Annotated in this window: 19 protein-coding genes; 14 read left to right on the top strand and 5 right to left on the bottom strand. The window is 39.9% G+C overall.

What is annotated here, in order from left to right:
- Position 1 precedes the first annotated feature (1 nt).
- Positions 2–4,726: a SpoIIE family protein phosphatase gene (locus EXM22_RS05625; RefSeq protein ID WP_149485572.1), complete on the top strand. Its 4,725-nt coding sequence runs from the start codon at positions 2–4 to the stop codon at positions 4,724–4,726.
- Positions 4,726–5,043 carry a zinc ribbon domain-containing protein gene (locus EXM22_RS05630; RefSeq protein ID WP_168203366.1) on the top strand — a complete coding sequence of 106 codons (318 nt, stop codon included), beginning with the start codon at positions 4,726–4,728 and terminating at the stop codon, positions 5,041–5,043. Before EXM22_RS05625 ends, EXM22_RS05630 begins: the two co-directional genes overlap by 1 nt.
- On the opposite strand, the gene EXM22_RS05635 is transcribed toward EXM22_RS05630, so the two are convergent.
- The gene (locus EXM22_RS05635; RefSeq protein ID WP_149485574.1) at positions 5,040–6,497 is read right to left on the bottom strand and encodes a PEGA domain-containing protein; all 1,458 of its coding nucleotides are present in this window, start codon (positions 6,495–6,497) and stop codon (positions 5,040–5,042) included. The genes EXM22_RS05630 and EXM22_RS05635 overlap by 4 nt on opposite strands.
- 172 nt (positions 6,498–6,669) lie before the next feature.
- On the opposite strand from EXM22_RS05635, the gene EXM22_RS05640 reads away from it, so the two are divergent.
- Both EXM22_RS05640 and EXM22_RS05645 read left to right on the top strand, forming a co-directional pair.
- On the top strand, positions 6,670–7,179 hold the full coding sequence (locus EXM22_RS05640) for a hypothetical protein (RefSeq protein ID WP_149485575.1): 510 nt from the start codon (positions 6,670–6,672) through the stop codon (positions 7,177–7,179).
- The gene (locus EXM22_RS05645) at positions 7,179–7,592 is read left to right on the top strand and encodes a DUF192 domain-containing protein (protein ID WP_149485576.1); all 414 of its coding nucleotides are present in this window, start codon (positions 7,179–7,181) and stop codon (positions 7,590–7,592) included. The genes EXM22_RS05640 and EXM22_RS05645 overlap by 1 nt, the downstream gene beginning before the upstream one ends.
- Here the strand turns inward: EXM22_RS05645 and xseB are convergent.
- From xseB to EXM22_RS05660, 3 genes are read right to left on the bottom strand one after another with little or no spacing between them, the layout of a single operon-like run.
- Positions 7,577–7,768, bottom strand: a complete 192-nt coding sequence (gene xseB, locus EXM22_RS05650; protein WP_168203367.1) for an exodeoxyribonuclease VII small subunit — start codon at positions 7,766–7,768, stop codon at positions 7,577–7,579. The two genes, EXM22_RS05645 and xseB, sit on opposite strands and share 16 nt — an antisense overlap.
- Complete coding sequence (gene xseA / locus EXM22_RS05655; protein ID WP_149485578.1) at positions 7,758–8,960, bottom strand: exodeoxyribonuclease VII large subunit; 1,203 nt, start codon at positions 8,958–8,960, stop codon at positions 7,758–7,760. The genes xseB and xseA overlap by 11 nt, the downstream gene beginning before the upstream one ends.
- A gap of 14 nt (positions 8,961–8,974) precedes the next feature.
- The gene (locus EXM22_RS05660) at positions 8,975–9,460 is read right to left on the bottom strand and encodes a hypothetical protein (protein WP_149485579.1); all 486 of its coding nucleotides are present in this window, start codon (positions 9,458–9,460) and stop codon (positions 8,975–8,977) included.
- A 62-nt stretch (positions 9,461–9,522) separates the two neighbouring features.
- Between EXM22_RS05660 and EXM22_RS05665 the strand changes: the two genes are divergently transcribed.
- From EXM22_RS05665 to EXM22_RS05700, 8 genes are all read left to right on the top strand, one after another.
- Entirely contained in the window at positions 9,523–11,034 is a 1,512-nt protein-coding gene (locus EXM22_RS05665) for a spiro-SPASM protein (RefSeq protein WP_149485580.1), read from the top strand.
- Positions 11,009–11,956, top strand: a complete 948-nt coding sequence (locus EXM22_RS05670; RefSeq protein ID WP_149485581.1) for a hypothetical protein — start codon at positions 11,009–11,011, stop codon at positions 11,954–11,956. Before EXM22_RS05665 ends, EXM22_RS05670 begins: the two co-directional genes overlap by 26 nt.
- Complete coding sequence (locus tag EXM22_RS05675) at positions 11,953–12,618, top strand: cytidylyltransferase domain-containing protein (protein WP_149485582.1); 666 nt, start codon at positions 11,953–11,955, stop codon at positions 12,616–12,618. Before EXM22_RS05670 ends, EXM22_RS05675 begins: the two co-directional genes overlap by 4 nt.
- Positions 12,611–14,362 carry a methyltransferase domain-containing protein gene (locus tag EXM22_RS05680; protein WP_149485583.1) on the top strand — a complete coding sequence of 584 codons (1,752 nt, stop codon included), beginning with the start codon at positions 12,611–12,613 and terminating at the stop codon, positions 14,360–14,362. Before EXM22_RS05675 ends, EXM22_RS05680 begins: the two co-directional genes overlap by 8 nt.
- A 1-nt stretch (position 14,363) precedes the next feature.
- A complete protein-coding gene (locus EXM22_RS05685) occupies positions 14,364–15,932 on the top strand; it encodes an ATP-grasp domain-containing protein (protein WP_168203368.1) in 1,569 nt (522 codons plus the stop codon).
- 55 nt (positions 15,933–15,987) lie between these two features.
- Positions 15,988–16,938 (top strand): N-acetylmuramoyl-L-alanine amidase family protein, encoded by a 951-nt coding sequence (locus EXM22_RS05690; protein ID WP_168203369.1) that lies wholly within the window; start codon positions 15,988–15,990, stop codon positions 16,936–16,938.
- On the top strand, positions 16,938–17,423 hold the full coding sequence (locus tag EXM22_RS05695; RefSeq protein WP_149485586.1) for a GerMN domain-containing protein: 486 nt from the start codon (positions 16,938–16,940) through the stop codon (positions 17,421–17,423). Before EXM22_RS05690 ends, EXM22_RS05695 begins: the two co-directional genes overlap by 1 nt.
- Positions 17,424–17,517: 94 nt before the next feature.
- Positions 17,518–18,501, top strand: a complete 984-nt coding sequence (locus EXM22_RS05700; protein ID WP_149485587.1) for a flagellar filament outer layer protein FlaA — start codon at positions 17,518–17,520, stop codon at positions 18,499–18,501.
- A gap of 71 nt (positions 18,502–18,572) precedes the next feature.
- Here EXM22_RS05700 and EXM22_RS05705 read toward each other — a convergent pair whose 3' ends face one another.
- On the bottom strand, positions 18,573–19,421 hold the full coding sequence (locus tag EXM22_RS05705) for a hypothetical protein (RefSeq protein WP_149485588.1): 849 nt from the start codon (positions 19,419–19,421) through the stop codon (positions 18,573–18,575).
- 235 nt (positions 19,422–19,656) lie between these two features.
- Here EXM22_RS05705 and EXM22_RS05710 point away from each other — a divergent pair, with 235 nt between their 5' ends.
- Positions 19,657–21,834 (top strand): chemotaxis protein CheA, encoded by a 2,178-nt coding sequence (locus EXM22_RS05710; RefSeq protein WP_149485589.1) that lies wholly within the window; start codon positions 19,657–19,659, stop codon positions 21,832–21,834.
- Between the two features lie 11 nt (positions 21,835–21,845).
- Entirely contained in the window at positions 21,846–23,171 is a 1,326-nt protein-coding gene (locus EXM22_RS05715; RefSeq protein ID WP_149485590.1) for a CheR family methyltransferase, read from the top strand.
- Positions 23,172–23,218 lie beyond the last annotated feature (47 nt).

Consider the following 23,218-nt stretch of genomic DNA (forward strand, 5'->3'; position numbering starts at 1 on the left):
CATGAAAACTTCTCAGATTCTATTCATCCTCATCCTTCTTTTCTCCGGAGAAGAGGTATTTTCACAGAACTATTACTGGGAAAATCCTCTTCTCATCAAGAGTGGTGAGTCCTTTTATCCCCAGCAGATCTCTAGTGAACAAGGGTATATACTCAGCGTCTGGCAGGAATATAACCCCCAAGATCCTGAGATTGTTACCATCATGGGATCATTTTCTGAGACCGGATCGTCCTGGTCCAGTCCTTCCATTCTTATCGAACCATTTCGATATACTGGAGAAGATAAAGTATCTTTGTTTTCCTTGGGTAAAGACCGTCTTGGAGCTCCCGTTCTGGCATTAGCTGCAACAGAACAGTCTGTTGAAATTTTCAAATTACAAAATACTGAAAATCCAATGATCAAAATTTCATCAATAGAGAGCGAAAGCTCTTCGGTTGTACCCAGGATCTTTCAGAAGGCCGATAAAAGTTTGATTCTTTTTATGACGGGGAAAGTCATTCTTCCCAATCAAACCGAGGTTTTATCCATATATTACAGTGAATCAGCTGAAGGAGAGACTTGGACAAAACCAGAACATTTTATTCAGGATAATAACCTTAAACAGAACTTTCTCCCATTTTATACCTTTGATGATGAGATGGAATATGTGGTCTTTCAATCCTTATTTACCGATCAGAGAAATACCTATCAGATATACCTGAAGTCAAAAGGCAGGGATGAAACAAAATGGTCAGGGGAGACCCAACTGACATCTTTTAGTGAGTTTAGAAACGGTGAAAACAATGCTTTCTTTCAGTTTGATAACCAACGTCCCCATCTATTTGCAGAAAACGGAGCTCTACACCTTGTCTGGGAAAGAAGATTAAGCCGTGAAATGCCCCAAATCTATTACGGAATCTTCGATAAAGATGGTATCCTCATCGAAGAATTAGAGCAAATCTCAAATGGAAGTTATTTTACTGCTTCACCGAGAATTATAAGAGAACAGGGAGAATCCCTGATCCTCTGGTTCGATAACCGTAATGGTAACCAAATAATAATGGCACAGAAAAAGGGTGTCTTCTGGCAGGAAAAAAGAGTCAGCATCATGAATGGAGATTCCACCTACGGACGATGGATGAACCACAATGGAGATCTATTTATTCTCTGGGAAAATCTGATGAACGGCAGTAGAAATAATGTCATTCTGACTCCAGACAGGTCGGCGCCTCCCCCCATAATAAGAACGATCAACTTTGAAGATAAGGGCAGACAGGCTGAAAATCAAGCGATCATAAGCTGGAGACGTCCCTCCGACTCCTCGGGAATTCAGGGATTCAGCTATGCATGGGATATGAATCCCGATACAGTTCCAGAGAAGGATCTGGATCTTTTGGATTTCAGAGAAAGGACTAAAACGTTCAGAGCCATCAATGATGGAGAATGGTTTTTTCACATAGCTCTGGTTGATTATGCCGGAAACTGGTCAGAGCCTGTGCATATCAGCATGACAAGAGACACGGTTCCTCCCGAACCGGTTCAATTTTTTAAGCCGCTCACTGATGCTTTGGGTTATCTAATCAGCAATACTTTTACCCTGACTTGGTCTTCCTCAGAAGAGCATCCCGGTGGATACAGTTATCAGTTTCACTTTTTAGGCGAAGAAGCCGATCTCTTAGATCCTTCTTTACTGGATTTACCATCCCCTCCCATGACAGTCCAGACTCGCAGTACGGCCGTACAATACAGCAATAGAGATAATGGGTACTGGGCCTTATCAGTCTGTGCCTTTGATGATGTGGGAAACAGGAGTGAACCATCCATCATTCTGTTTAGAACAAACAAATATATACCAGTTACCTACATTTCTGATGTTCTCACAAAACGGGATAATCTGGAAAGAGTCGGTCTAACCATAATTGGCCGGGGATTTTCAGAAGGGGGACTGATACGGCGTGTTGTACTAGACAGGGATGGCTCCAGCCCTTGGGACTATGAATTTAATCTCAATGACGAAGAATATGAAGTCACAAGCGACAGGATCATAAAAGGGCCTCTTGTCGAAGTATTTGAAGAGGGAAGTTACCTCGTTGGTGTAGAACATCCCGTTAGAGGATTTGCCTTTGCCAGGGGCAGACTCCAACTGGATTCCACAGGGATTGTTCGATTTGGTGACTTTACATTTGATTACTCAACCTTCTGGAACCCTGTAAAACTTGCCAAACATATTTTCAGCATGAATAGCTTAACAATGTATTTGTTTCTCCTGCTGTTGATACTCGTCTGCCTGTTCTCATCCTGGCAAATTTATAGATTGATGATTGAATCTAAAGACCTGGAAGAGGATATTAAGGCCTTAATCGAAGGGACACCCTTTCGAAGTGAAATGAGAAAAGAGAGGATTAAAATCATGAAACGGAAAGGAATGGGTCTGAGGCTTAAGTTTACACTGGCCCTGCTGACATTGATCCTGGCTGTGATTTTGCTGATATCCATATTTCTGGGGAATTACATGATTAATACCCAAAAAAGGAATTTGACCGAAGGGCTCTATGCCAAGAGTTCGTTGCTCCTGGAGACGCTGGCAACAAGCGCCAGGACATATCTGCCGACTCAAAATAGACTGGAGCTGGGACTTCTGCCCGGAACGATACGAGCCATGGATGAGGCTCTTAACACGACGATAACAGGTCAAGGAACCAATGATCCTGAAAATTTTAACTATATATGGAGTTCAAATAATCCTGAAATTGACTCACTTCAGCAGTTTCCTTCGGAGATTTCAGAGACACAGTTGCAATTCCCATCAGGCTGGTCTTTAAACCAAATTGAAGACTTTGATCGAAAATTTAAAGAAGGGAACATATATGATTTCTCCAACTTCACTGAAGATGACAGATTTCAAATCCTGGAAGCACTCAATGAGTCTGGATTAATCACCAGGTTTCAAGCGGGGATCAGCAGAATTGACGATGTAATCTCTCCTAGAGTCAAAGAATTGGAAATTGAAATTAATCAAAAGGCCACAGAACTTATTGGTGACCAAAGTCTGCAGTTAGACCAGCTTTCAGAGGATGCTGTTCGTCTGGCCATCAGGGGAGATGCCGCCTCTCTCGAAGAGTTGAGTATCATTCAGGAAACGATTAGCCGCATAGAAACTGAAATCAACGACAAATTATCTACAGTCTCAAACATCATTCAAATCTCTCCCGATTTCAATACAGAAACCCTCTCTCAAGATCAGCTGGTCTATACCTTTTACAAACCCGTTGTATATCGAAACAAGGGTAGGGAAACTTACTTTAGAGGCATGATCCGTCTGGATGTTTCAATACAGAGCATTCTGGAAGACATTATAGATATACAAAAAGATATCCTTCGTATAACTATCATAATTTCTCTATTGGCCCTGGGCGGAGGACTCGTGGGAGCTCTTCTTCTGGCGCAGACCATGTTGAATCCCATCAGAAAACTTGTGGAAGGGGTTGCAATGGTCAGGGATACCCAGGATAAGTCAAAGCTCAAAAATTATACGATCGAAACGGGAACTAAGGATGAGCTTTCTGAACTGGCCAATACATTCAACCAGATGACCGAAGGACTGGTCGCCGCCGCTGTAGCCAATAAATCTTTGGTTTTGGGGAAAGAGATTCAGAAAAAGTTTCTACCACTGGAACCCGTAGCTGGAGCGGACAGGAAATATACGACTGGTGAAGAAATCAACGATAAGATTCATTTCTTTGGCTACTATGAGGGTGCAAAAGGTGTTTCAGGGGACTACTTTGACTACAGAAAGCTGGATGACAAACACTATGCCACTATAAAGTGTGATATTTCAGGAAAAGATATTCCTGCCTCTCTTATCATGGTTGAGGTGGCCACTCTCTTTAAGGACTATTTTTCAAAACTGAACATCAGAAGGGATGGAATACATTTGGAGAAACTGGTCATGAACATCAATGACCTTATCGCTCAAATCGATTTTCAGGGAAAATTTGCGGCATTGATTGTGACCATCATCAACATAGAAACCGGAAAATGCTGGATCTGTCATGCTGGGGACCGTGTTTTTTATTATTATGATGGAACCACTCAGAAAGTGATGAAGGAAGAAATGGAGTCTTCTCCTGCTGCCGGTATGTTTTCATCTGATGTGATTGGAAATGATGCCTTTAAGCAAATTACTCACCAGCTCAAAAAGAATGATATCCTTTTCCTTTTTACCGATGGTATTGAAGAAGCCAAGCGGACATTCAGAGATTTGGACTTATCCCATATACAGTGTGATGGGACCTGCGATTCCTCAATTGTAGGGGATGAAGACTTTGTTTCCCATGAATTGGGTTCTGATAATGAAGAGCTTGGTTTAGCCAGAATTGAAGAGATTATGGATGCAATCCTGAAGAAAAAGCAGTACAGAATCTATCAATATCACCAGCCCAATCCGGATATCAATCTGACCTTTGATTTTTCAAACGGCTCGGGAGACATGAGAGATACTGTCTTAGGACTGATTGCCGTTGAAAAAGTGTTCAGGCTCTATCCGGATCCAAACGCAGGACCCGATGATAGAATCAGAATTGACAATAAGGTAGATGCTTACTTAAAACTCCACTTTGATCAATACAGAGAGTATTTCAGATATCCCATAGAAGATGATGAATACCCAGAATACACATACTATTCCCACCTCAAGGAAGATGCACAGTATGACGACCTGACAATACTAGGAATTCTAAAAAAATAATGGGCTTCTATTGCGATAATTGTGGTAAGAAAGTGAATAGAAATTCCAATACCTGTCCGGAATGCGGTGTAAAATTCAAGGCCGTAAAATGTCCTTCCTGCGGGTATACTGACCAAGCAGACTTTTTTAAGGGAGGGTGCCCCCAATGTGGTTTCCTCGGAGAAGAAGAATCCACCGGTATTGATCATAAAGCAAAACATGTGAAGACCAGAAAGCCTTTTCTAGATTTTATATCCTCCAAAGTTTTTTGGATCATGAGCCTCATTCTATCCCTTATTCTGTTCTATATCTTTTATTTGATCAGCCAGGATGTTTAGAGTAAAAAACCAAGATTAAGTCCCATGGAGCGTCCTCTATCACCCTCATTCACCTTCTGCATTATAGAGTAAATATTCAAATACATGGGTGTATTCTTTATATAATATGTTCCTTCAAGACCTGCCTGCATGACTGGCTTACTCCCATTGATGGATGGAAGATACAATGCAGAAGAGATACCGACACTGAACAATAGATCCGGTGTATAACTGATACCCCAGCGAAGAACAGTGAGAATATCATTCTCGTTTTGACTGACATCATCGGAAATTGACTTCAAAGTAAACATAATTTCGGGTGATACAAAAAAATCCCAATTTTGCTTTCTATACTGAAACGGAATGTAAAAAGACCCGCCTGAAGGATTTTTTATAAAAGAAGAGGAAACAGAATCTGAAAGATTGTTGATTCTACTCCTATAGGTACCTCGCATTCCCAAAGAGACTTGAAAAGGATAAGACCCGTAAATGTAAACTTTTTGAGAACTGTTCAGAGTCAAATAAGGCTGATTATCTTCGGTCACAAAGGCGGTCTCTGCCTCAAACGCGGCCTCCCATCTTTTTAAAGGAGATGTTCGTATAAAAAAGGAAAATGGCAGATTATACAGCGAGTCACCAATCTCTTCCTTATCTAAACTGATGGTTGAACCAAATTGAAAATCTCCTTGAAAGAGTGTCCTAGCAAATGGAACTAAGGCCAGGCCTGTAAAACCCGAAAAATAATTTGAACTCCGTCGAGAATACTCTCTATCGATACCAACTGAAAAACTATTACGTTCATCATCGGATGTTAATTTGAGCAAATACTCACCATCCAGAACAGGTTGATCTTTGCCATCCAATCCATCCCATGAAAATTGGGCTCCCTCAGCCACAGACAAATCTGGGTTGAGAATCATAATTTCTTTAGAGTCTTCATAGGCCATGACCGCCAATTTATGATTAAGAAAATCAAAAGGATTCATATAATAAAGCTGTCTGTAATAACCTGGATCCTCAGGATTAATGATTTTAAAAAGCTGCTTAGACCTGTCATCATTCCCATTTCTGACACTCAATGATTCAGATTCGGCAGATTGAATATAAGAAACAGTCACCGTGGTGCGGTAATTCTCCCGAACAGTGACCCATAAGGTCAGGTCTTCGTATCCGGTTTTTTTAAGTTTGATTCTGAGAGAACCATTTTGAACACGATTATTCTCATAAGGGGTCCTTCCAACTTCATCATCAAATAAAAAAACTCTCATGTATTCCACATCTGTCACGATTTCCAGTCCGGAAACAAATTGGAATGATTCTGAGTTTTTCTTATCTTCCTCTATCAATCTGGCGGGTCTTTCATATTCAAGAATCTTTCTCATTTGAATTTGAACAACAGGCTGAGCCTTGGATTGACTGAAAAGAATGGTGGGTAAAAAAAGCATTAAGAGTAAAAAATTGACAGTTTTCTTCATTTATCATCCAAAATCATAGGTTAAAAACTAGTATACTTTAACTGTTTAAATGGCAATATACATCCGATAATAGAAAATAATGGTATTTGAAAAGTTTTGCATATTAATATTATTCTTTATTTCTCAGCTGCTGTACAGCCAGACTTCATTAATTCAGAGCAATACGGAAGAAATGACAGCTCCTACCACCCAAGAACTTCTACCGGAAGCAGAGTTCCAGGAATTGCCGGAGGGTTACCGAACCATTCTGCTGGGCATGGATTTTGAAGAAACCAAAAATATACTTCTGAGGGAATCCAGGTTCGATTTTAGGGGTGATCCGGATGTCTCCCTACAAAAAGAGGGAACTCAGGCCTTGATTAGTTCCCGGGGTCGGTCATTCATTGAACATGGATATTTTCAGTTTCACGAAAACAAGCTCTATCTGATTATCCTCCATATGGATGAGACAAAATTGGATTTTTTCAGCCTGCAGAAATCTCTCACTGAGAAATATGGACCTCCCGTTGAACTTTCACCAGAGGGAATGCACTGGTCTAATGATAAAATTAAAATGAGTCTTGAATATCCTCTGACGGTGAAATATTTAGATTTAGAAGTATTTAACTCATTTCTTGATGAAAACATCCGGCTGAAGAGCTTTCAGGAAGTATCTCGAAATGATTTCCTGGAGGATTTCTGATGCCAAGAATACTTATTTTTCTCTTGTTCCTGATTTCATCCTGTTCTGCATCTGATAATAATTTTTCTACCATTCAAATAGGGGACCTAACATTCCGAGTTGAAATAGCAGAGACAGCAGAAAGTAGAAGACAGGGGCTCATGAATAGAAAATCATTGCCATCTGATGAAGGAATGTTATTCATTTTTGAGCAAGAACAAAAAATGTCATTTTGGATGAAAAACACATCCATACCACTTTCCATTGCCTATATTAGTAAAGCGGGAATTATCCGCGAGATATATAAGATGAAACCATTTTCGGAAAAAACAGTCTCATCCCGCACTTCTGTACTCTATGCTTTGGAAGTAAATGATGGATTCTTTGAAAGACATGGAATAAAAGAGGGAGACAAGGTTCAGTTCTCTCCCTGATCTTCTTCGGATATTTCCTGAATCAGCAATTCTGCCTTTTCTAACTCTTTTTCAATTTCTTCGGCCAGAACAGCACCTTCCTTGTAGAGTTCAAGTTGCTGAGAAAACTCGGGTTCTCCCGATTTTATCAATTCTGAGATTTCTTCAAGACGATTCATTTTTTGTTCAAATTTCAATTTTATCTCCTTCAATGACGGCAGAGATCTGTCCGTCTGTAAACTGCAAATGCACATGATCCCCCTGTGTCAGCTGGTTTGCCTGACTAATAAGATTCCCATCTTTTCTAACAAGGGCATAGCCTCTGGACAATATATAATGAGGGGAAGATGCTTCCAGGACCTCTTTATTGACCCTGTTCATATGTCTTATTTGACTGATTCTATCTTGCAAAACCCTCTTAGTTTCCATTTTCCAAAGATCAATCGATTGCTGCTGCATACTGATTTGTTGTAATAACGATGTTTCAAGGTCCTCTTTACTGCACCGGCTCAACTTCCATTTCTGCTTTTCCAAAGAATGCTTCATGCCTTGAAGAAGCTGCGATTTGATCTGTTTTACTTTTGCGGGAGCTTCAACACTCCTTTGTGAAACAATCTCTGCAGCGGCCGAGGGTGTTGCGGCCCTCATATCTGCTGCAAAATCAGACAGAGAAAAATCAATTTCATGTCCGATGCCAGAGATAATAGGATGACGTGAAGCAGCAACGGCTCGGACAACGGCTTCATCACTGAAGGATAAAAGATCTTCCAGAGAACCTCCTCCTCTGGCAAGAATGATTAAATCAATATCATCTCTTTGATTGAGAACTTCCAGGGACTTCAAAACAGACCTTGCAGAGCTATCTCCCTGGACAACGGTATCTTTGATAAGGATTCTGCAGGAACTCATTCTTCGCTGTAAAATTTGAAGGATATCCTGAAGGGCGGCACCCCGCAAAGATGTAACGACTCCAATACAAGAAGGGTAGAGTGGTAAAGGTCTTTTGAATTTTGAATCAAATAATCCTTCCCCCTGGAGCTTCATTTTTAATTGTTCTAGCTGATACAGAAGATCACCCCGACCTGTTTCTTCCATGGATTCACAAATGAGTTGGTAGTTTCCTCTTTGTGCATACACGGTCACCCTTGCAATGACAGCCACAGACTGTCCATCACCGGGTTTAAAGGTCAATAGTTGCCGTTGCTGTCTGAATAAGACTGCCGAAATAACTGCGTCTTTATCTTTAAGATTAAAATAACAATGTCCTGATGCAGCGGGTCTAAAGTTGCTGATTTCACCTTGAACACGGACAACAGGAAAACTGTCCTCCAGTTGATTCTTGATGAGATAGGTCAGTTCAGAAACATTGTATCGTGGGATACCGGTCATTAACACTCCTTATTTTATTTATTCGGAGAGAGCACTCTTTCCATGATCATGGCCGCTTCAGAAGCCTCCCTCATGGCTTGATAAATATATTTTTCCTTCGCATTGAGGGGAGCCTTCACTGTATAGAGGATCAGATATTGATCACTGCTGCTGTCTTTCAAAAGAGACCAACTGCCCATAACTCTTGTTTGCAGATTATCCATGAGCAGGACCCGGCTGACATAATTCAGTTCCACAGGACTCAACAGGGAAGAAAAGGTAAATATTTCACGGATGCCAACGGAACCGGAATAATTGATATGGCCCCGGATCCAAACATCTCTCATTAAAGACTCACCATCAGATATAATCCTGTAATCTCCTTCATGGTCAATTGTGTATGTAAAACTATCTTTCAAAAATTTTTCCAAAGCTCTGTTTTTTTCAAGAGAACGGGAAGAACAGGATGACAGAGACAAAATAATCAGGAAAACAGTCAGGAACTGGGTACTAATTCTCATATTTTCTCCCGGGATTGTATCTTTCCCTCAGATGAAATATTCTTTTTGACGATATTGTGACTATGAGAAATATAGTATTTCTGAATTTGATCAAAAGCAATTCCTACTCACAAAAGCAACTTCCAAGTAATAGAACCATATCACAAATGGTTCAGGATTTTACAGCCTGTATTCCCGATGTGGAAAAAGTAATCCCTATAGCCCTGGATCAGGAACAGGTTCTAGCATTCTACGGTGATACCGAGAACCCGGACATAGTATATCTTGAGTCAGACAGACAGGATCTATTGCTAAAAACCATGGCGAAAGAATCGGAAGGCTATGATCACTGTTTCTATTATTACACCGACACCCCCTTACTGGATCAGAACCTGATGAAAAAGATGTATGCCAATCACTTAAAGTATTATGCTGATTATACTTTTGCTGATGGTTACCCCCTTGGTCTGGCTCCGGAAATCATTTCATCCAATACCCTTAAGGATCTCAATAAAATCATTCCAGAAAAAAAAGAAGCCATCGAACGTGAGAGCCTGTTTTCATGGATTCAAAAAGACATCAATTCTTTTGATATAGAGACAGAGATTTCATCAGTAGACCTACGCTTAAAGAGAATATGCCTCAGTACGGAGAATCAAATCAATTTCCTTCAGCTTGAAAGTTTCATGAAATCAGGAATAATCACTGCAGAAGATTTTATGGAAAAACATAAATCCCTTGATGAACACTGTAGAACTGTCCCCAATTACTATCAGATACAGATTTCTTCATCTTGTCCTCAAAGTTGCTCCTATTGTCCCTATCCTACAATGAATCCGCATCATAGAAGTGACAATTCAGAGATGTCTATCCACAATATTTTAAAACTGGCTGAATCCATTGAGGCTTTTACTCCAGAAGCAAGGATCTCTTTGAGCCTTTGGGGTGAACCTGCCATGCATTCTGATATAAAGAATGTTTTAACATCTCTTATACAGAAAAGCAGATTGAATTTTGTCATCGAAAGCTCTGGAATTGGATGGGGTAATCTTGAAACGCCTGAAATGGCAGAGATTTTAGAGTCTAATCGAATTGAATGGATTTTTTCTCTGGATGCTATGGACAGCAATCTATACAAACAACTCAGGGGAGACGGCCAGGTAGAAGCTCTTTCCATGATCGAGAAAATGCTGACAGTCAATCCCGAGCGCACCTGGATACAGGCGGTCAGGATGAAAGAGAATGAAGATGATCTTGAAGAGTTTTACCGATTTTGGAAAGAAAAAACCAACAATGTTATCATTCAGAAATATGACCACTTCTCCAAATCCCTGCCCGAAAAAAAGATTACCGACCTATCGCCATTAAAAAGATTTCCCTGCTGGCATTTGAAGAGAGAAATGGCGATTCTTCTAGATGGATCGGTTGTCCGCTGCCGCGAAGATATCAATGGAAAACATCAAAGAGAGAACTGCTTCGAAGTCCCCCTGGAATCAATCTGGAACAATGGAAGAACTCTCTACAATGAGCATTTAAATGAAGAGTATAAGGGAGTATGTGCCGGTTGTGATGAATACTACAGCTATAACTTCTAATTCACTCCCTGGATATACTGTTGTGACCTCAGGAGACAGTGAACGGGAAACCTTTGAAGGAATTACGATTGTTCTTCTCAGTAGAGGAGGTCGTCCCTTCAGGAAGGAACAGATACAAAAACTGGCTCAAATGCAGGTTCAGGAGATACTCTCAGTAGAAAATCCCGGATCTGATCTGGATGGGCTGACCAGAATGATGCCGACCCTCAAATGTATTGTCATGCCAGACCATCTTTCCACGGGTGAAAAAATTAATATTGCCATGCGAGAATCGTCGGGATCACATGTCCTCGTGATGTGGGACGATATGGATTTACAGATCATAGGAAAGACAGGGCGTCTTTTTGCCATGGCATCTGAACAGGATTCCCTTTGCAGTGTTCCCGTACTGATGAATGCCCGAAAAGATTCCATTCCGATTAGACTGGCTCCTGTATTCTCCGGATCTAAACTCGATGTGATTCCTCTGGGCTCAGTAAAGAATGAGACCCCCACACTCTATCCATTTGATTATTGCGGGATCTACAATAGAGCAAAATTTAATCTATCAGAAGGATTTGATCCTAAGATTCGGTCTCCCTACTGGCAAAAACTCGATTTTGGTTTCAGGGCGTTTCTTTGGGGAGAGAAAGTACAATGTTTTACAGGTATTAAAATTGCCTATCAAAATGAAATACCCCACGATGATATTACAATAGACTTTTCTTATAAACGGTTTTTCTTGAAAAATCTGGCTCTCATTTACAAAGGCGACTCGTGCCATTTGTCCATAAAAAGCATCTTGCGTTTTCATCTACAGTCCAGAATGTCTCTATTCAACTCTTTTAAAGATTATAGAGAAATCTGGCAGTGGGTTAGAGTAAATACCTACCGGTTTCAATTGGATCCTTACAGCCTCACAGAACTCTGGGAATTAGAATGAAAAAAGCTGTATTTTTACAGGTTCGTCTGGATTCTCACAGACTTCCTCAAAAAGCCCTCAAACTGATAGACGATAAAACTGTCGTAGAACATGCCATGATCTCACTTAAAAACCTGGATTTGGACAATTATGTCATTGTCACGGCCCGGGGAGATGAAAAAGATCTGAAACCACTGGCCGATCGCTGTGGTTTTGAAGTCTTTGCCGGCGACAGACAAGATGTCTTAAAACGCTATATTGAGGCTGGTAGATTATATGAACCTCAGCTCATCATCAGGGCAACAGGTGATAATCCTCTTGTCTCCTGGGAAATGGCGTCTAAAGTGATAAAAGACTTTGAACAAGACGATTGTCCTGATTATATGGCCATGAAAGGGCTGCCCATCGGTTGCGGTGTGGAAGTCTTTAAGCGGGATGCCCTCGAAAAATCCTATCCTCTCACTGAATCAAACTATGATCATGAACATGTAACACCCTATATTTATAATAATCCTGATATGTTCAGTCTAAAGTATTTAAACCATAATCCACCTATGAATCAGAGAGTGACCCTCGATACACTGGAGGATTATAAGAATATCTCTTATATTTTTTCACAATTATATGAAGGAAAGACCATCGACTTTTGCCGCTTGAAGGAATATTTACTCAACCATGATTAACAGTGACAAAATACTATTTATCCCGTCTATTAGGCATGGAAACGGTACAGGTCATCTAAGACGCTGCTTAGAATGGTCATCAGAACTGAAAAAGGCTCACTATTACCTCCCTTCAGAAGACAAGGAATCAGCCATTGATCTAAAAAACCATCCTCTAATTAAAAAGACTGCCAATCTGGTTCGCCATGATTCAGAAAAAGAATTGAAACAAATAGACTGGAAACTGATTGTCCTGGACAATCGAACGACATATGATGTGCCTTCAGTCTTGAATAAGATTCCTGTGATAGCCATTGATGAGACAGGACCATTTCGACAAAGAGCATCTTATGTATTGGATATTCTACCATCAAGGAAGCGGAAACAAGCCAACAACCATGTATTTTCCTTTTTAAACTTCCCAGAGAAAATAAGATCCATAAGACCATTGAAAAAGATCCTGATCTCCTTCGGTGGTGAAGATCCAGGAAATTTAAGTCAAAAGATTCTCGACTCCCTGGATAAGAAACTGCTGGAAAACTATGAATGGTCAGTCATTCTCCCCCACAGGGGAAACACAGAGGCAATTCCTAATCAAGTACAATGTTTACATTACGTTGAAGACCTCAAGAATCAGCTTCATCATTATGATCTTGTGATCACAAGTTATGGACTAACAGCTCTTGAAGCTTTGGCCTCTCAAGTTTTTGTGCTGTTATTCAATCCAGGAAGCTACCATGATCAATTGTCCAGGAATTTTAGGATACCCTATTGTCCTCGAGGATTTAAAAAAAACAAAAGGCAGTTGAATCAGTACTTGAATCATGCAATAGGATTACTGAATGAAGGAGGGGAGAGCTCCTTTAAATCTCTCTGGTCAAAAATGACGATTAAACATCAATCATTACTAGAATGGCTTGAAAAAATGACGATTTCAAGTGAAAGCTGTCCAGTTTGCGGGAGTATGGATCGCAAAGTGATTGGTCGATTTGAATTCAAGAGTTATTTTATTTGCACAAACTGCTCCATGAAATATATGGTTCAGTTCATGCAGAAATCAGACATATATTCTAAAGACTATTTTTTCTCTGAATACAAAAAACAATACGGAAAGACCTATTTAGAAGACTTTCCCCATATTCAAAAAATGGGTGAAGAAAGATTAGATAGAATTCCCATAAAAGCGGGAAAGATTTTGGATATTGGATGTGCCTATGGACCCTTTTTACTCAAAGCTGCCGAAAGGGGATTTTCCGCCTGGGGACTAGAGATTTCCGAAGAGGCAGTCTCTCACATACAGGAGAACTATCCTCAAATCAATATTCATCAAGGCTCTTTTGAAAACCTGGATATTCATCACTCCGTTTTTTCAGAAAATCAGTTTGATGTTATAACCATGTGGTATGTCATTGAGCATTTTGATGACCTAAAATCCTTATTACCAAAATTGAACTCTTTATTGAAGGAGGGAGGGATTCTAGCCTTATCCACACCTCATGCTTCAGGAATAAGCGGCCAATTTAATCTGCAGAACTTTCTTAAAAACAGTCCCGAAGATCATTTTACCCTATGGGATAGAAAATCGGCCGTAAAAGCCTTAAAATTGCACGGTTTTCGTTCCATCCGATTCCATGTAACAGGTCATCATCCCGAAAGATTTCCTCTCATATTAAAAAAGATTCTGACTTATAATATGAGAAAATATATGAGTATCCTCCTTGGATGGGGCGATACATTTGAAATTTATGCTAAAAAAGGGAAATAAAATGAATCAAACAGCCATAATGATACTGGGAGCCGGAATCATGCAGTTGCCGGCTTTTGAAGCTGCCAAAAAAAATAATTGGTATACCATCGCCGCCGATGGGAATCCTGAAGCTCCCTGTCGTTCCAGAGCAGATCAATTTCTAAACATAGACCTGAAAGATAGAGTAGGTCTTGTGGAAGCAGCAGAAGAACTGATGACGACAAGAAATATTCAGGGGGTTTTCACCTGTGGAACAGATTTCTCAGCCTCTGTCGCCTGGATAGCAGAAAAGCTGAATCTTCCGGGAATTCCCTATCAGACAGCACTAGACTGTACAGACAAATACCGAATGAGGATGAAATTTAAAGAACAGAATATTCCCATTCCGGCATTTTGTGAATTATCTGCCGAGCTGGATCCTCATAAAGAAACAAAACATCTCTTATACCCCCTGGTTGTCAAACCAGTGGATAATATGGGCGGTAGGGGAGTTATCACCGTTGATACTCCTGAAAATCTTGAAAAAGCCCTTAGCGAAGCCATAAAGTTCTCCAGAACAAATCGTGCTATAGTTGAAGAATTCATGGACGGACCAGAATTCAGCATTGATTCATTAGTAGTGGATGGCGAGCTTGTCATATGCGGATTTGCTGACAGACACATCTATTATCCTCCCTGTTTCATCGAAATGGGACATACACTTCCTTCTAACATTGAGAAATCAGAGGAAGAGGAAATATATCGTGTATTCAAAAATGCCGTAAAAGCCCTGAATATTACGACTGGTGCGGCAAAAGGTGATATAAAACTCACTTCAAGGGGAGTGATGATTGGTGAAATTGCCGCCAGACTGTCCGGTGGTTATATGTCCGGCTGGACCTTTCCCTATGCTTCGGGAGTGTCTCTAGTCGAAGAAGGAATGCGCCTTAGTATGGGACTCAAGCCGGTGAATCTGAAGGCTACAGAATCCAATACATCTTCTGAAAGAGCCTTTATATCTATACCCGGACGGATACAGGACATCCACTATCTTGAAGAAGCCCATGCTCTTGACTACGTAAAAGATATTTTTCTAATTTCTGATAAGGGAGACAGAGTCCAATTTCCACTGAACAATGTCATGAAATGCGGAAACGTCATTGCCGTGGGACCAGATAGAGCAAGCGCTGTAAACGCGAGCGCCAAGGCTGTGTCAATGATTAGAATCAGCCTGGAAAGTGGTGATGCAGAGACACAAGAGTTTCTTTCTATGCCCTTGGAGACTCAGTTTCCACCGTCTGCCTACCTAAGGGAGAGCTGGAAGGAATTAGAAAACCTCAAGGCCTTCAAACCTGATTTTTCAATGCAATATAAAGAAAGTCCCATTCCGGTGCCTCAGAAAGCTCAAGGATTGGATTTTCTCTCACAAAAGGATTGGAATTGCCTGTCTTTGGAAGAGGCGCTGGAAGAGATCATAAAAACAAAAAATCTCACCAAAACCAGTGAACCCCTGTGGACACTCTATGCTCTTCATTTCTGGTATGCCTTTATCAGGGGAGGCATTCAGGGCGGTTTATGGTATATTAATCAGAACAATGAGGTTCATTAAGCTCTTAATCACAATAAACATATGTCTCTTAAGCAGCTCACTCTACGCTGAGTCTATGAATCATGAGGAACTGGTTGCCAAAACTGGAGCCCGTCTTCTCTGGGACCCAGCGATCAAGAAGGGTATATTTTTAAAAGACAAACAATCCATTGCCTTTATGGCCGATGAGTCCATACTCCTTCTCAATGGCCGCGATGTTTATTACACAGCAGCCATCGTATACGAAAAGGGTGTCTTAAAATTTTCTGCTGACACCGTCGACTTTATAAGCAGTTTTTTTCTCAGTGAAAACTCAAGAAGCACGGCATCACAATTCAGAGTGGCTGCCATCATATTAGATGCAGGCCATGGAGGAAGAGATTCCGGAGCCACAAGTTCCTTTCCAGTAGATGGGATTAAAGTTCCCTTATATGAAAAGAACCTAGTTCTGGACCTGACACTTGCCCTAGAAGAGGAGCTATCAGAAAAATATACCCAGAAGGAAATAATCTTAACGAGAACAAATGATACCTATCCGACTCTGGAAGAAAGAGTCGATCTCGCCAACAGTTTCAATCTCCAAAAAGGGGAAGGAATTATCTATATATCCATTCATGCGAACGCCAGCTTAAACCAAAAAGCACAAGGCTTTGAAATATGGTACCTTCCCGAAGATTATAGGCGTCAGATTTTGAACGAAGAAGGACATGAAAATAGACTGGACCCCGTTTTAAATACTCTGATGGAAGAAGAATTTACCCTGGAAAGCCAAAAACTGGCCGGATATATTTCTGAAAACCTTAAAGAGTCACTGGGAGAAACAACACCCAACAGAGGAATCAAGGAAGAATCTTGGTTTGTAGTTCGTAATGCCATGATGGCATCGGTGTTGATTGAAACAGGTTTCATAACAAATAATGAAGAAACAGCAAAACTCCGTGATCCTGAATACTTGATGCGACTAAAGAATGGAATCTATAATGGCATCGTTGATTTTGTAGATTTTTTTGAAAATAGGTATAATTAATGATAAAAAAGATTCTTCCCTTTGTTCCCGTAGCGCTCATTTTCCTTTTTCTTATAACTGTACTCATTTTATTTAACCTTGAAAAAGGAAGAAACAGTCATGTATTGTTCTTTCCTTTAGATGGGATGAACGGTAAAAATGCAGAAATTAGAAATATTTACAGATCGTCTGATCCTAAACACAGAATAGATCTCTTTATCAGTGAACTCATTTTGGGACCAGTAGAACTGGAACTAAACTCATTCATGCCGGAAGGGACCAAGATCAAGGCATCTATTTGGTCGGGGAATTCTTTATATCTTGATTTCAACAAAGACTTTATTTTGGATACACCCCGCATACCACTCAGCTATACTGAGAAGATTGATTACCTTCAAAGGAACATCAAATTTAATTTTCCGCATATAAAAGAGATAGTTGTCACAGTAGAAGGTCAGATTCCTGGTTCTGAATTCTATTATGATTCGGAAAAAATAGACTCTTGATTGAGTAAAAAAATTTTTAAATCGTTGACAAACATGTGGGCATCTGTATAATTTTGTTTATAAATAATATGAAAAGAATTTAAAGGAGCTATGAATGAAACGGTTCTTCACACTCTTGTTTTTGGCAGTTTTTTTCCTGACTGGCTCAGTATTTGCTGAAGAAACAGTTATGATTAACTTCTCAGACCTGATTGATGACTATCAGGGACAGAACAAGGCCACATTGATGGATTTCAGTACGGTAGCAGGTACACGCTACACTGAAGAAGAAAAGGCTGCCATGCAGACTTCTCTCCTCGTTCCTAACTGGGAAGTTGAGCTTACATCTTCTGCACAGACTGTTGTAAACAACTCTCTTTCCTATGTACTCGGAGTTCCCGTCCAGAATGACGTGAACAATTTTGCTACAGCAGGTGATCAGGTAATGGGTATAAGAGTCCATTTTCCAGAGGGATCTTTTAACGCTTATGCGATGGTTAAACCTCCTTTTGCGATTCCCGCTTATGCAACTAGTACTGTTGAAGATGATCCTGTTAGGGGTGAACAGTTTACAGGATATGGTGTTGTAAAAAATGTTGGTGTTCTTAAGTCTGTAAAAGTTCGTGTTTATGGTATGAACTTTCCAATGGGTCTCGGTCTTGTATTCCGTGATTCCAATGAAAACACACAGTCTATCTTTTTAAGCTATCTGGATTTTGATGGCTGGAGAGAACTGGAATGGCAGAATCCTAACTACATCACCGAAATTAGAAATAGAGAACTCAGAAATGATCCTCTTTACCCAAGAAGCCAGCCTTCTTTAACTCTTGACAGCATCTATGTTTATAGAGATGCAATGCAGGAAGGTGGAGACTTCATCTCTTATATCAAAGATATAAGCGTCATTTATGACCAGGCTGTTCTTGATGTTCTCAACTCTGATATTGATCATGAATCAACTTGGAGTATTTTGGCAGATAGAGAAGAAGCCAGAAGAAATGCAGAGCTGAAAAGATTGGGAAATGTTCAGGTTCTCAGATATCTTGAATCTCAGAAAATGCATTCTGATGAACAGGTTGCGGAACCCGCAGCTGAGTAATCATAGTCTTAACTGACAATAGAGCCGAATTTATGCTCTTTAATAAAAAGACCCCTCTTAGGGGTCTTTTTTTATGAACTCCATTTGAATCCAGACATGACGGTTATCAAATACGTTGGAATATCTCCCAAATCTATTGATCCATAGGACCCGGGATATATTTTGTTATCCATCCCAATGAAGACTGCGGCTGAAGAATTGATATAAAAATCTGTTTGGATTCCCAGTAAGATGTTTCTAATCTCAATATCATTTCCATTATCAAAGTCTCTACTTAATATTTCATAACCCATTTTTGTTGTAATCTTAAATATTGATCCTTTTTCAAAGAAATCTGTGTAAAAATTATATGTCAAAAGACTATCTGTATAGGGCTCAGATCCGGAGAGGCTGGAATAGATATCAAGATTCTGTGTGAAATAGCAGAGGATGTGATCCTGCTTTAGATAAAACCCGATGGTATAATATCCCGTAGAAGTGCCGTAATCATAAGCGATCCCTGTGTTCTGAGCCGGAATCATATCACCTCCGATCTCTAAAAAGGCTCTGCCTGGTATTTCTCCCTTCAAACTCCCCGAAAACCCTGGTTTAACCAGAGATACAGACTCATTAGTGATCCCGAAAACAGGACCAAAGGCTATGGAATAATATGGCGTAACATAGCTCAACTCGGAGGCGAAACTATAGCCTTGAACTGCATTTCGATCTAGGATGAACCCATATTGCAGATTCTCATTCTCTTTAGAATGATCAAAATAAAAAAATTGTCCTCCCCATTGAAAATAAGGAGTGTATGTTGTTGAACTGCTGTCATATTCTGAGAATCCATAATTTCCGAATTGAGTGGAAAAACCAGTTTCATAGGAAAATCCATGAATTGTCAAAGCCAGCAGGAACATAGGAAAAATTAGTTTTTTCATTTATCTATACCTTTGTATTTATCTCTCACTATGATTTTCGTATGATATGGTCCAAGTGCTTAGGATATTCTTCTAATGTCAGAGAAATAGTCTAAGCCATAGAGATAATAACTTTTAAAATATTTACAATCTCACTTTTAAAGCTGTATACTATTAATTGTCTTTGTATTATTCGGTATAATAATTTAATATAAAAATATAATGAACTTTTATCATCAAAAGCGAGAATATAATCATGAGTGATTACCTTGATCCGAACAATGAAGAATTACTGAAAGACTTTTTCTATGAGGCCAATTCTCAAGTAGAAATGCTGGAACAGAACATTATGGCCATTGAAGACAATCCTACTATAGACGTTATCAAGGAAATGCTTTCTGCCAGAAGTGATGGTACAATCTATGATGAAGATATATCTGTCCTCAAGCAGTCCTTGAGAACTCTCAGTGAGGGGAAAGCAGAATCCTCTCCCTCTAACACGGTGAACACATCAGCTGAACCGCTTAAAAAAGCACAGGAAAGTCCAGTCTTGTCTGAATATGACATGCTTGAATTGAAAGAAGCTGCCGGCGGTTTGCCTGTTCTACAAGTGATTGTATCTTTTGATGAGTCAAACCCCATGAATTCTGTTGGGGGCATCCAAGTCTATGCTAAACTAAAAACCTTCGGACAGATACTGAAAACAATACCAGAATTTGATCGACTCTATGAAGATGAATATCATCCAGAGGTTCTGTATTATTTATCATCCGAAATGGATCCAGCCGCTGTGGAAGCAGAGGCTCAGATTGACGATGTCACAGAGGGTGTATCAGCCACCATTCTGGGTAAAGAGACATCGGCTGTTAAAGTAAGTGTTAAAAAGGAAATCCCTCCAGTAAGAGTTGCACAAGAAAAAACAAGTGTGCCATTGGAAGTGAAGAAACCCGCGACTCCAGAAAAAGTAACAACACCTGCTAATGAGCATGATGCTATCAATAAAGAAATCAACAAGACCTCCACTGTAAAAGCAAAATCAAAGGACTCTAGCGGTTCAATTCTGCGTGTAGACAGTAAAAGAATTGATAATTTACTGAATCTGGTGAGTGAAGCAGTGATCAATAAAGCTACTTTTAATCAGATCAATAGCTCATTTGCAGATATCCAGAATGAACTTCAGCATGCTGAAAGCAGCTTCAAGGAAAAACTTAAATCCCTGTTTGATGAACTCCCCCAGTATCTGGAAGATATTCAGAAAAACAAATCTGTAAAAGAAGTCAAAAAAGAGATCAATGAAAAATACGAACCTCTTTTCACAATTTTTGACTCCTTTGAAAGCAGCTTTAAACAAACAGTTGGAACCTTCAAGAGTACCGCTGCGAACCTCGGACGCAACACGGGAGACCTGCATGAAGCCATACTAAAAATTAGAATGGTACCCATTAATCAAATCTTTTCCAGATTTCCCCGTCTTGTTAGAGATCTTTCAAAATCATTAAATAAGAATATAAAACTGGTCATTGAAGGTGAAGACACAGAGCTCGATAAGTCGGTGATCGAAGAGCTTTTGGATCCATTAATGCATTGTGTCAGGAATTCCCTGGATCATGGAATCGAAGCTCCGGAAGAACGGGAAGCTGCAGGCAAAGAAAGTGAAGGTCAGATACTCCTGAAAGCCAGTAATGAAGGGAACATGATCGTCATTGAGATTGCTGATGATGGTGCCGGTATTGACGTAGAAAAGGTTAAGAAAAAAGCCATAGATAGAGGAATCATTCATCCAAGCAAAAATCTTTCTGATGTAGAAGCCTTCAATTTGATCTTTGAACCCGGTTTTTCTACAGCTCAGCAGGTGACAAACATTTCCGGCCGCGGAGTTGGCCTGGATGTAGTCAGGAAGGAAATCGAAAAATTAAATGGAACCGTAACTGTTCATTCAACAAAAGGAACAGGGACTCGTTTTATCATAAAACTCCCCTTGACCTTGGCAATCATCCAGGGGCTTCTTGTCCGAGTAGGAACGGAAGTCTACGCTATACCCATCACCAGTGTTATAGAGAGCCATAGAATCAAACCGGAAGAAATAAAAATTATTGATAATCATGAAGTATTCAATGTGAGGGAAGATGTTATATCCCTTGTCCGGATGAACCGTCTGTTTAGAATCAATACAGAGGAATCCAAGGATTATAACTTCATTGTCATCGTGGGTAGCGGGGACAAGAAAATGGGGGTAATGGTAGACTCTCTCATAGGAGAAGAGGATGTTGTCATCAAACCTCTGAAAGATAAATATACAAATTCCCCAGGAATTGCTGGTGCAACTATTTTGGGGGATGGAACGGTTTCACTGATAATTGATGTTAGTCAGCTTTTAGATCTTTGTATTCAAAAAGAGCAGGCAACAAGGCTTAAAAGATCACAGGCATATTAAGGAAACGGCAGATGAATACGAGTGTACAGGGACTGAACAGAATGGCCAATGAAAAAGAAATTGAATTGGCCAAAATAGATTTTAAAATGGTAACATTTACTCTGGCCGGTAAAGATTACGGCATAGACATCATGAAGGTAAAAGAGATTCATAAGGCCTTAAAATTCACATTTGTTCCGAATTCGGCCCCTTTTGTCAAAGGTGTATATAACATGAGAGGAGACATCATTTCTGTTATAGATTTGAGAGTTTTCTTCAATTTGCCGGTTCCCAAAGAAGACAAAGGCTTTGAAAACATGATTATCCTCCGGCTGGAAGATAATACAATTGGGATTCTTGTAGATACCATAGATAAGGTTATTGGCATTGATTCCTCGAGGAAACAACCTCCCCATCCTTTGTTTGGAGATATTAATATAAAATATATTGACGGTGTTGTAGAAAACGATTCCAGTCTTTATATCATTCTGGATTCTGAAAAAATCTTCAACAAAGAAGAAAAAAGCGATAAAAATGAAAAAATCAGAAATATTGCGGCCCAGGCAGCCATGCCTGCTGAGGTTACAGAATTAGAAGAATCAATCGCCAATACGGATAATCATGAATCCCTGAATCTTGGTTTTATTAAAGAAACTCTCCCCACCTATCTTAATTTCTTCCCCAGTGGTATGAACGAGGATTGGATTTCTTCTCGTTTTGACGGATGGATGAAGGTGAAGGGTGAAGATAACTTTCAGCTGAAAAACAGACAGGATGCCGAGGAATACCTAAGAGGATTCAACTCTAGCTGTTCTGGGCAACTGTGGAGTGATGATTTAATAGCCAATATCAAACCCCTTCTTCCAAGCCTTAAGGGAAATGCCATGGTTTGGAATCCGGGTTGCGGTAGAGGCTATGAGACATATTCCTTAGCCTGTCTTCTTAAAAATAAAAACCCCGAAGTCATCCTCAAAATCCAGGGTAATGACAATGATTTGATCAATATATCCTCTGCACCTGGATTAAATGTCGATAAGGAAAAAATATCTTCTTTCTATGAACCATATCTTGTCACAACGAGTACGGGAGCCCAATTTAACGAGGTAATCAAAGACAGTATTATTTTTGAATACAGTGATTTAAGCAATGAATCATCATTGCCACCACTGGATATGGTAGTATGCCGTGATACTCTGTGTTATCAACCCGTGGAAGGTCAGATTAAATTGTTAGACTATATGTATGAGTGTTTAAAACCAGGAGGGTTACTCATGTTGGGAGATAATGAGGTCCCTATTAACCTGAGCGGATGGGAAGTAATAGCGAATAACAACCTTAAATTATTTAAAAAAATATAAGAATGGTATATTGTTTAGTATATAATGAAGAAATATGAGGAGACTAC

Origin of the sequence: Oceanispirochaeta crateris, from assembly GCF_008329965.1 — a bacterium.
GTDB classification, from domain to species: domain Bacteria; phylum Spirochaetota; class Spirochaetia; order DSM-2461; family DSM-2461; genus Oceanispirochaeta; species Oceanispirochaeta crateris.

Bases quoted from the DNA above. Each gene is read 5' to 3' on its own strand.
- EXM22_RS05670 (WP_149485581.1), top strand. From the start codon at position 11,009: ATGAATACTACAGCTATAACTTCTAATTCACTCCCTGGATATACTGTT.
- EXM22_RS05710 (WP_149485589.1), top strand. From the start codon at position 19,657: ATGAGTGATTACCTTGATCCGAACAATGAAGAATTACTGAAAGACTTT.
- EXM22_RS05645 (WP_149485576.1), top strand. From the start codon at position 7,179: ATGCCAAGAATACTTATTTTTCTCTTGTTCCTGATTTCATCCTGTTCT.
- EXM22_RS05715 (WP_149485590.1), top strand. From the start codon at position 21,846: ATGAATACGAGTGTACAGGGACTGAACAGAATGGCCAATGAAAAAGAA.
- EXM22_RS05675 (WP_149485582.1), top strand. From the start codon at position 11,953: ATGAAAAAAGCTGTATTTTTACAGGTTCGTCTGGATTCTCACAGACTT.
- xseA (WP_149485578.1), bottom strand. From the start codon at position 8,960: ATGACCGGTATCCCACGATACAATGTTTCTGAACTGACCTATCTCATC.
- EXM22_RS05695 (WP_149485586.1), top strand. From the start codon at position 16,938: ATGATAAAAAAGATTCTTCCCTTTGTTCCCGTAGCGCTCATTTTCCTT.
- EXM22_RS05640 (WP_149485575.1), top strand. From the start codon at position 6,670: ATGACAGCTCCTACCACCCAAGAACTTCTACCGGAAGCAGAGTTCCAG.
- EXM22_RS05685 (WP_168203368.1), top strand. From the start codon at position 14,364: ATGAATCAAACAGCCATAATGATACTGGGAGCCGGAATCATGCAGTTG.
- EXM22_RS05705 (WP_149485588.1), bottom strand. From the start codon at position 19,421: ATGAAAAAACTAATTTTTCCTATGTTCCTGCTGGCTTTGACAATTCAT.
- EXM22_RS05680 (WP_149485583.1), top strand. From the start codon at position 12,611: ATGATTAACAGTGACAAAATACTATTTATCCCGTCTATTAGGCATGGA.
- EXM22_RS05665 (WP_149485580.1), top strand. From the start codon at position 9,523: ATGAGAAATATAGTATTTCTGAATTTGATCAAAAGCAATTCCTACTCA.
- EXM22_RS05635 (WP_149485574.1), bottom strand. From the start codon at position 6,497: ATGAAGAAAACTGTCAATTTTTTACTCTTAATGCTTTTTTTACCCACC.
- EXM22_RS05630 (WP_168203366.1), top strand. From the start codon at position 4,726: ATGGGCTTCTATTGCGATAATTGTGGTAAGAAAGTGAATAGAAATTCC.
- EXM22_RS05660 (WP_149485579.1), bottom strand. From the start codon at position 9,460: ATGAGAATTAGTACCCAGTTCCTGACTGTTTTCCTGATTATTTTGTCT.
- EXM22_RS05625 (WP_149485572.1), top strand. From the start codon at position 2: ATGAAAACTTCTCAGATTCTATTCATCCTCATCCTTCTTTTCTCCGGA.
- EXM22_RS05690 (WP_168203369.1), top strand. From the start codon at position 15,988: ATGAATCATGAGGAACTGGTTGCCAAAACTGGAGCCCGTCTTCTCTGG.
- EXM22_RS05700 (WP_149485587.1), top strand. From the start codon at position 17,518: ATGAAACGGTTCTTCACACTCTTGTTTTTGGCAGTTTTTTTCCTGACT.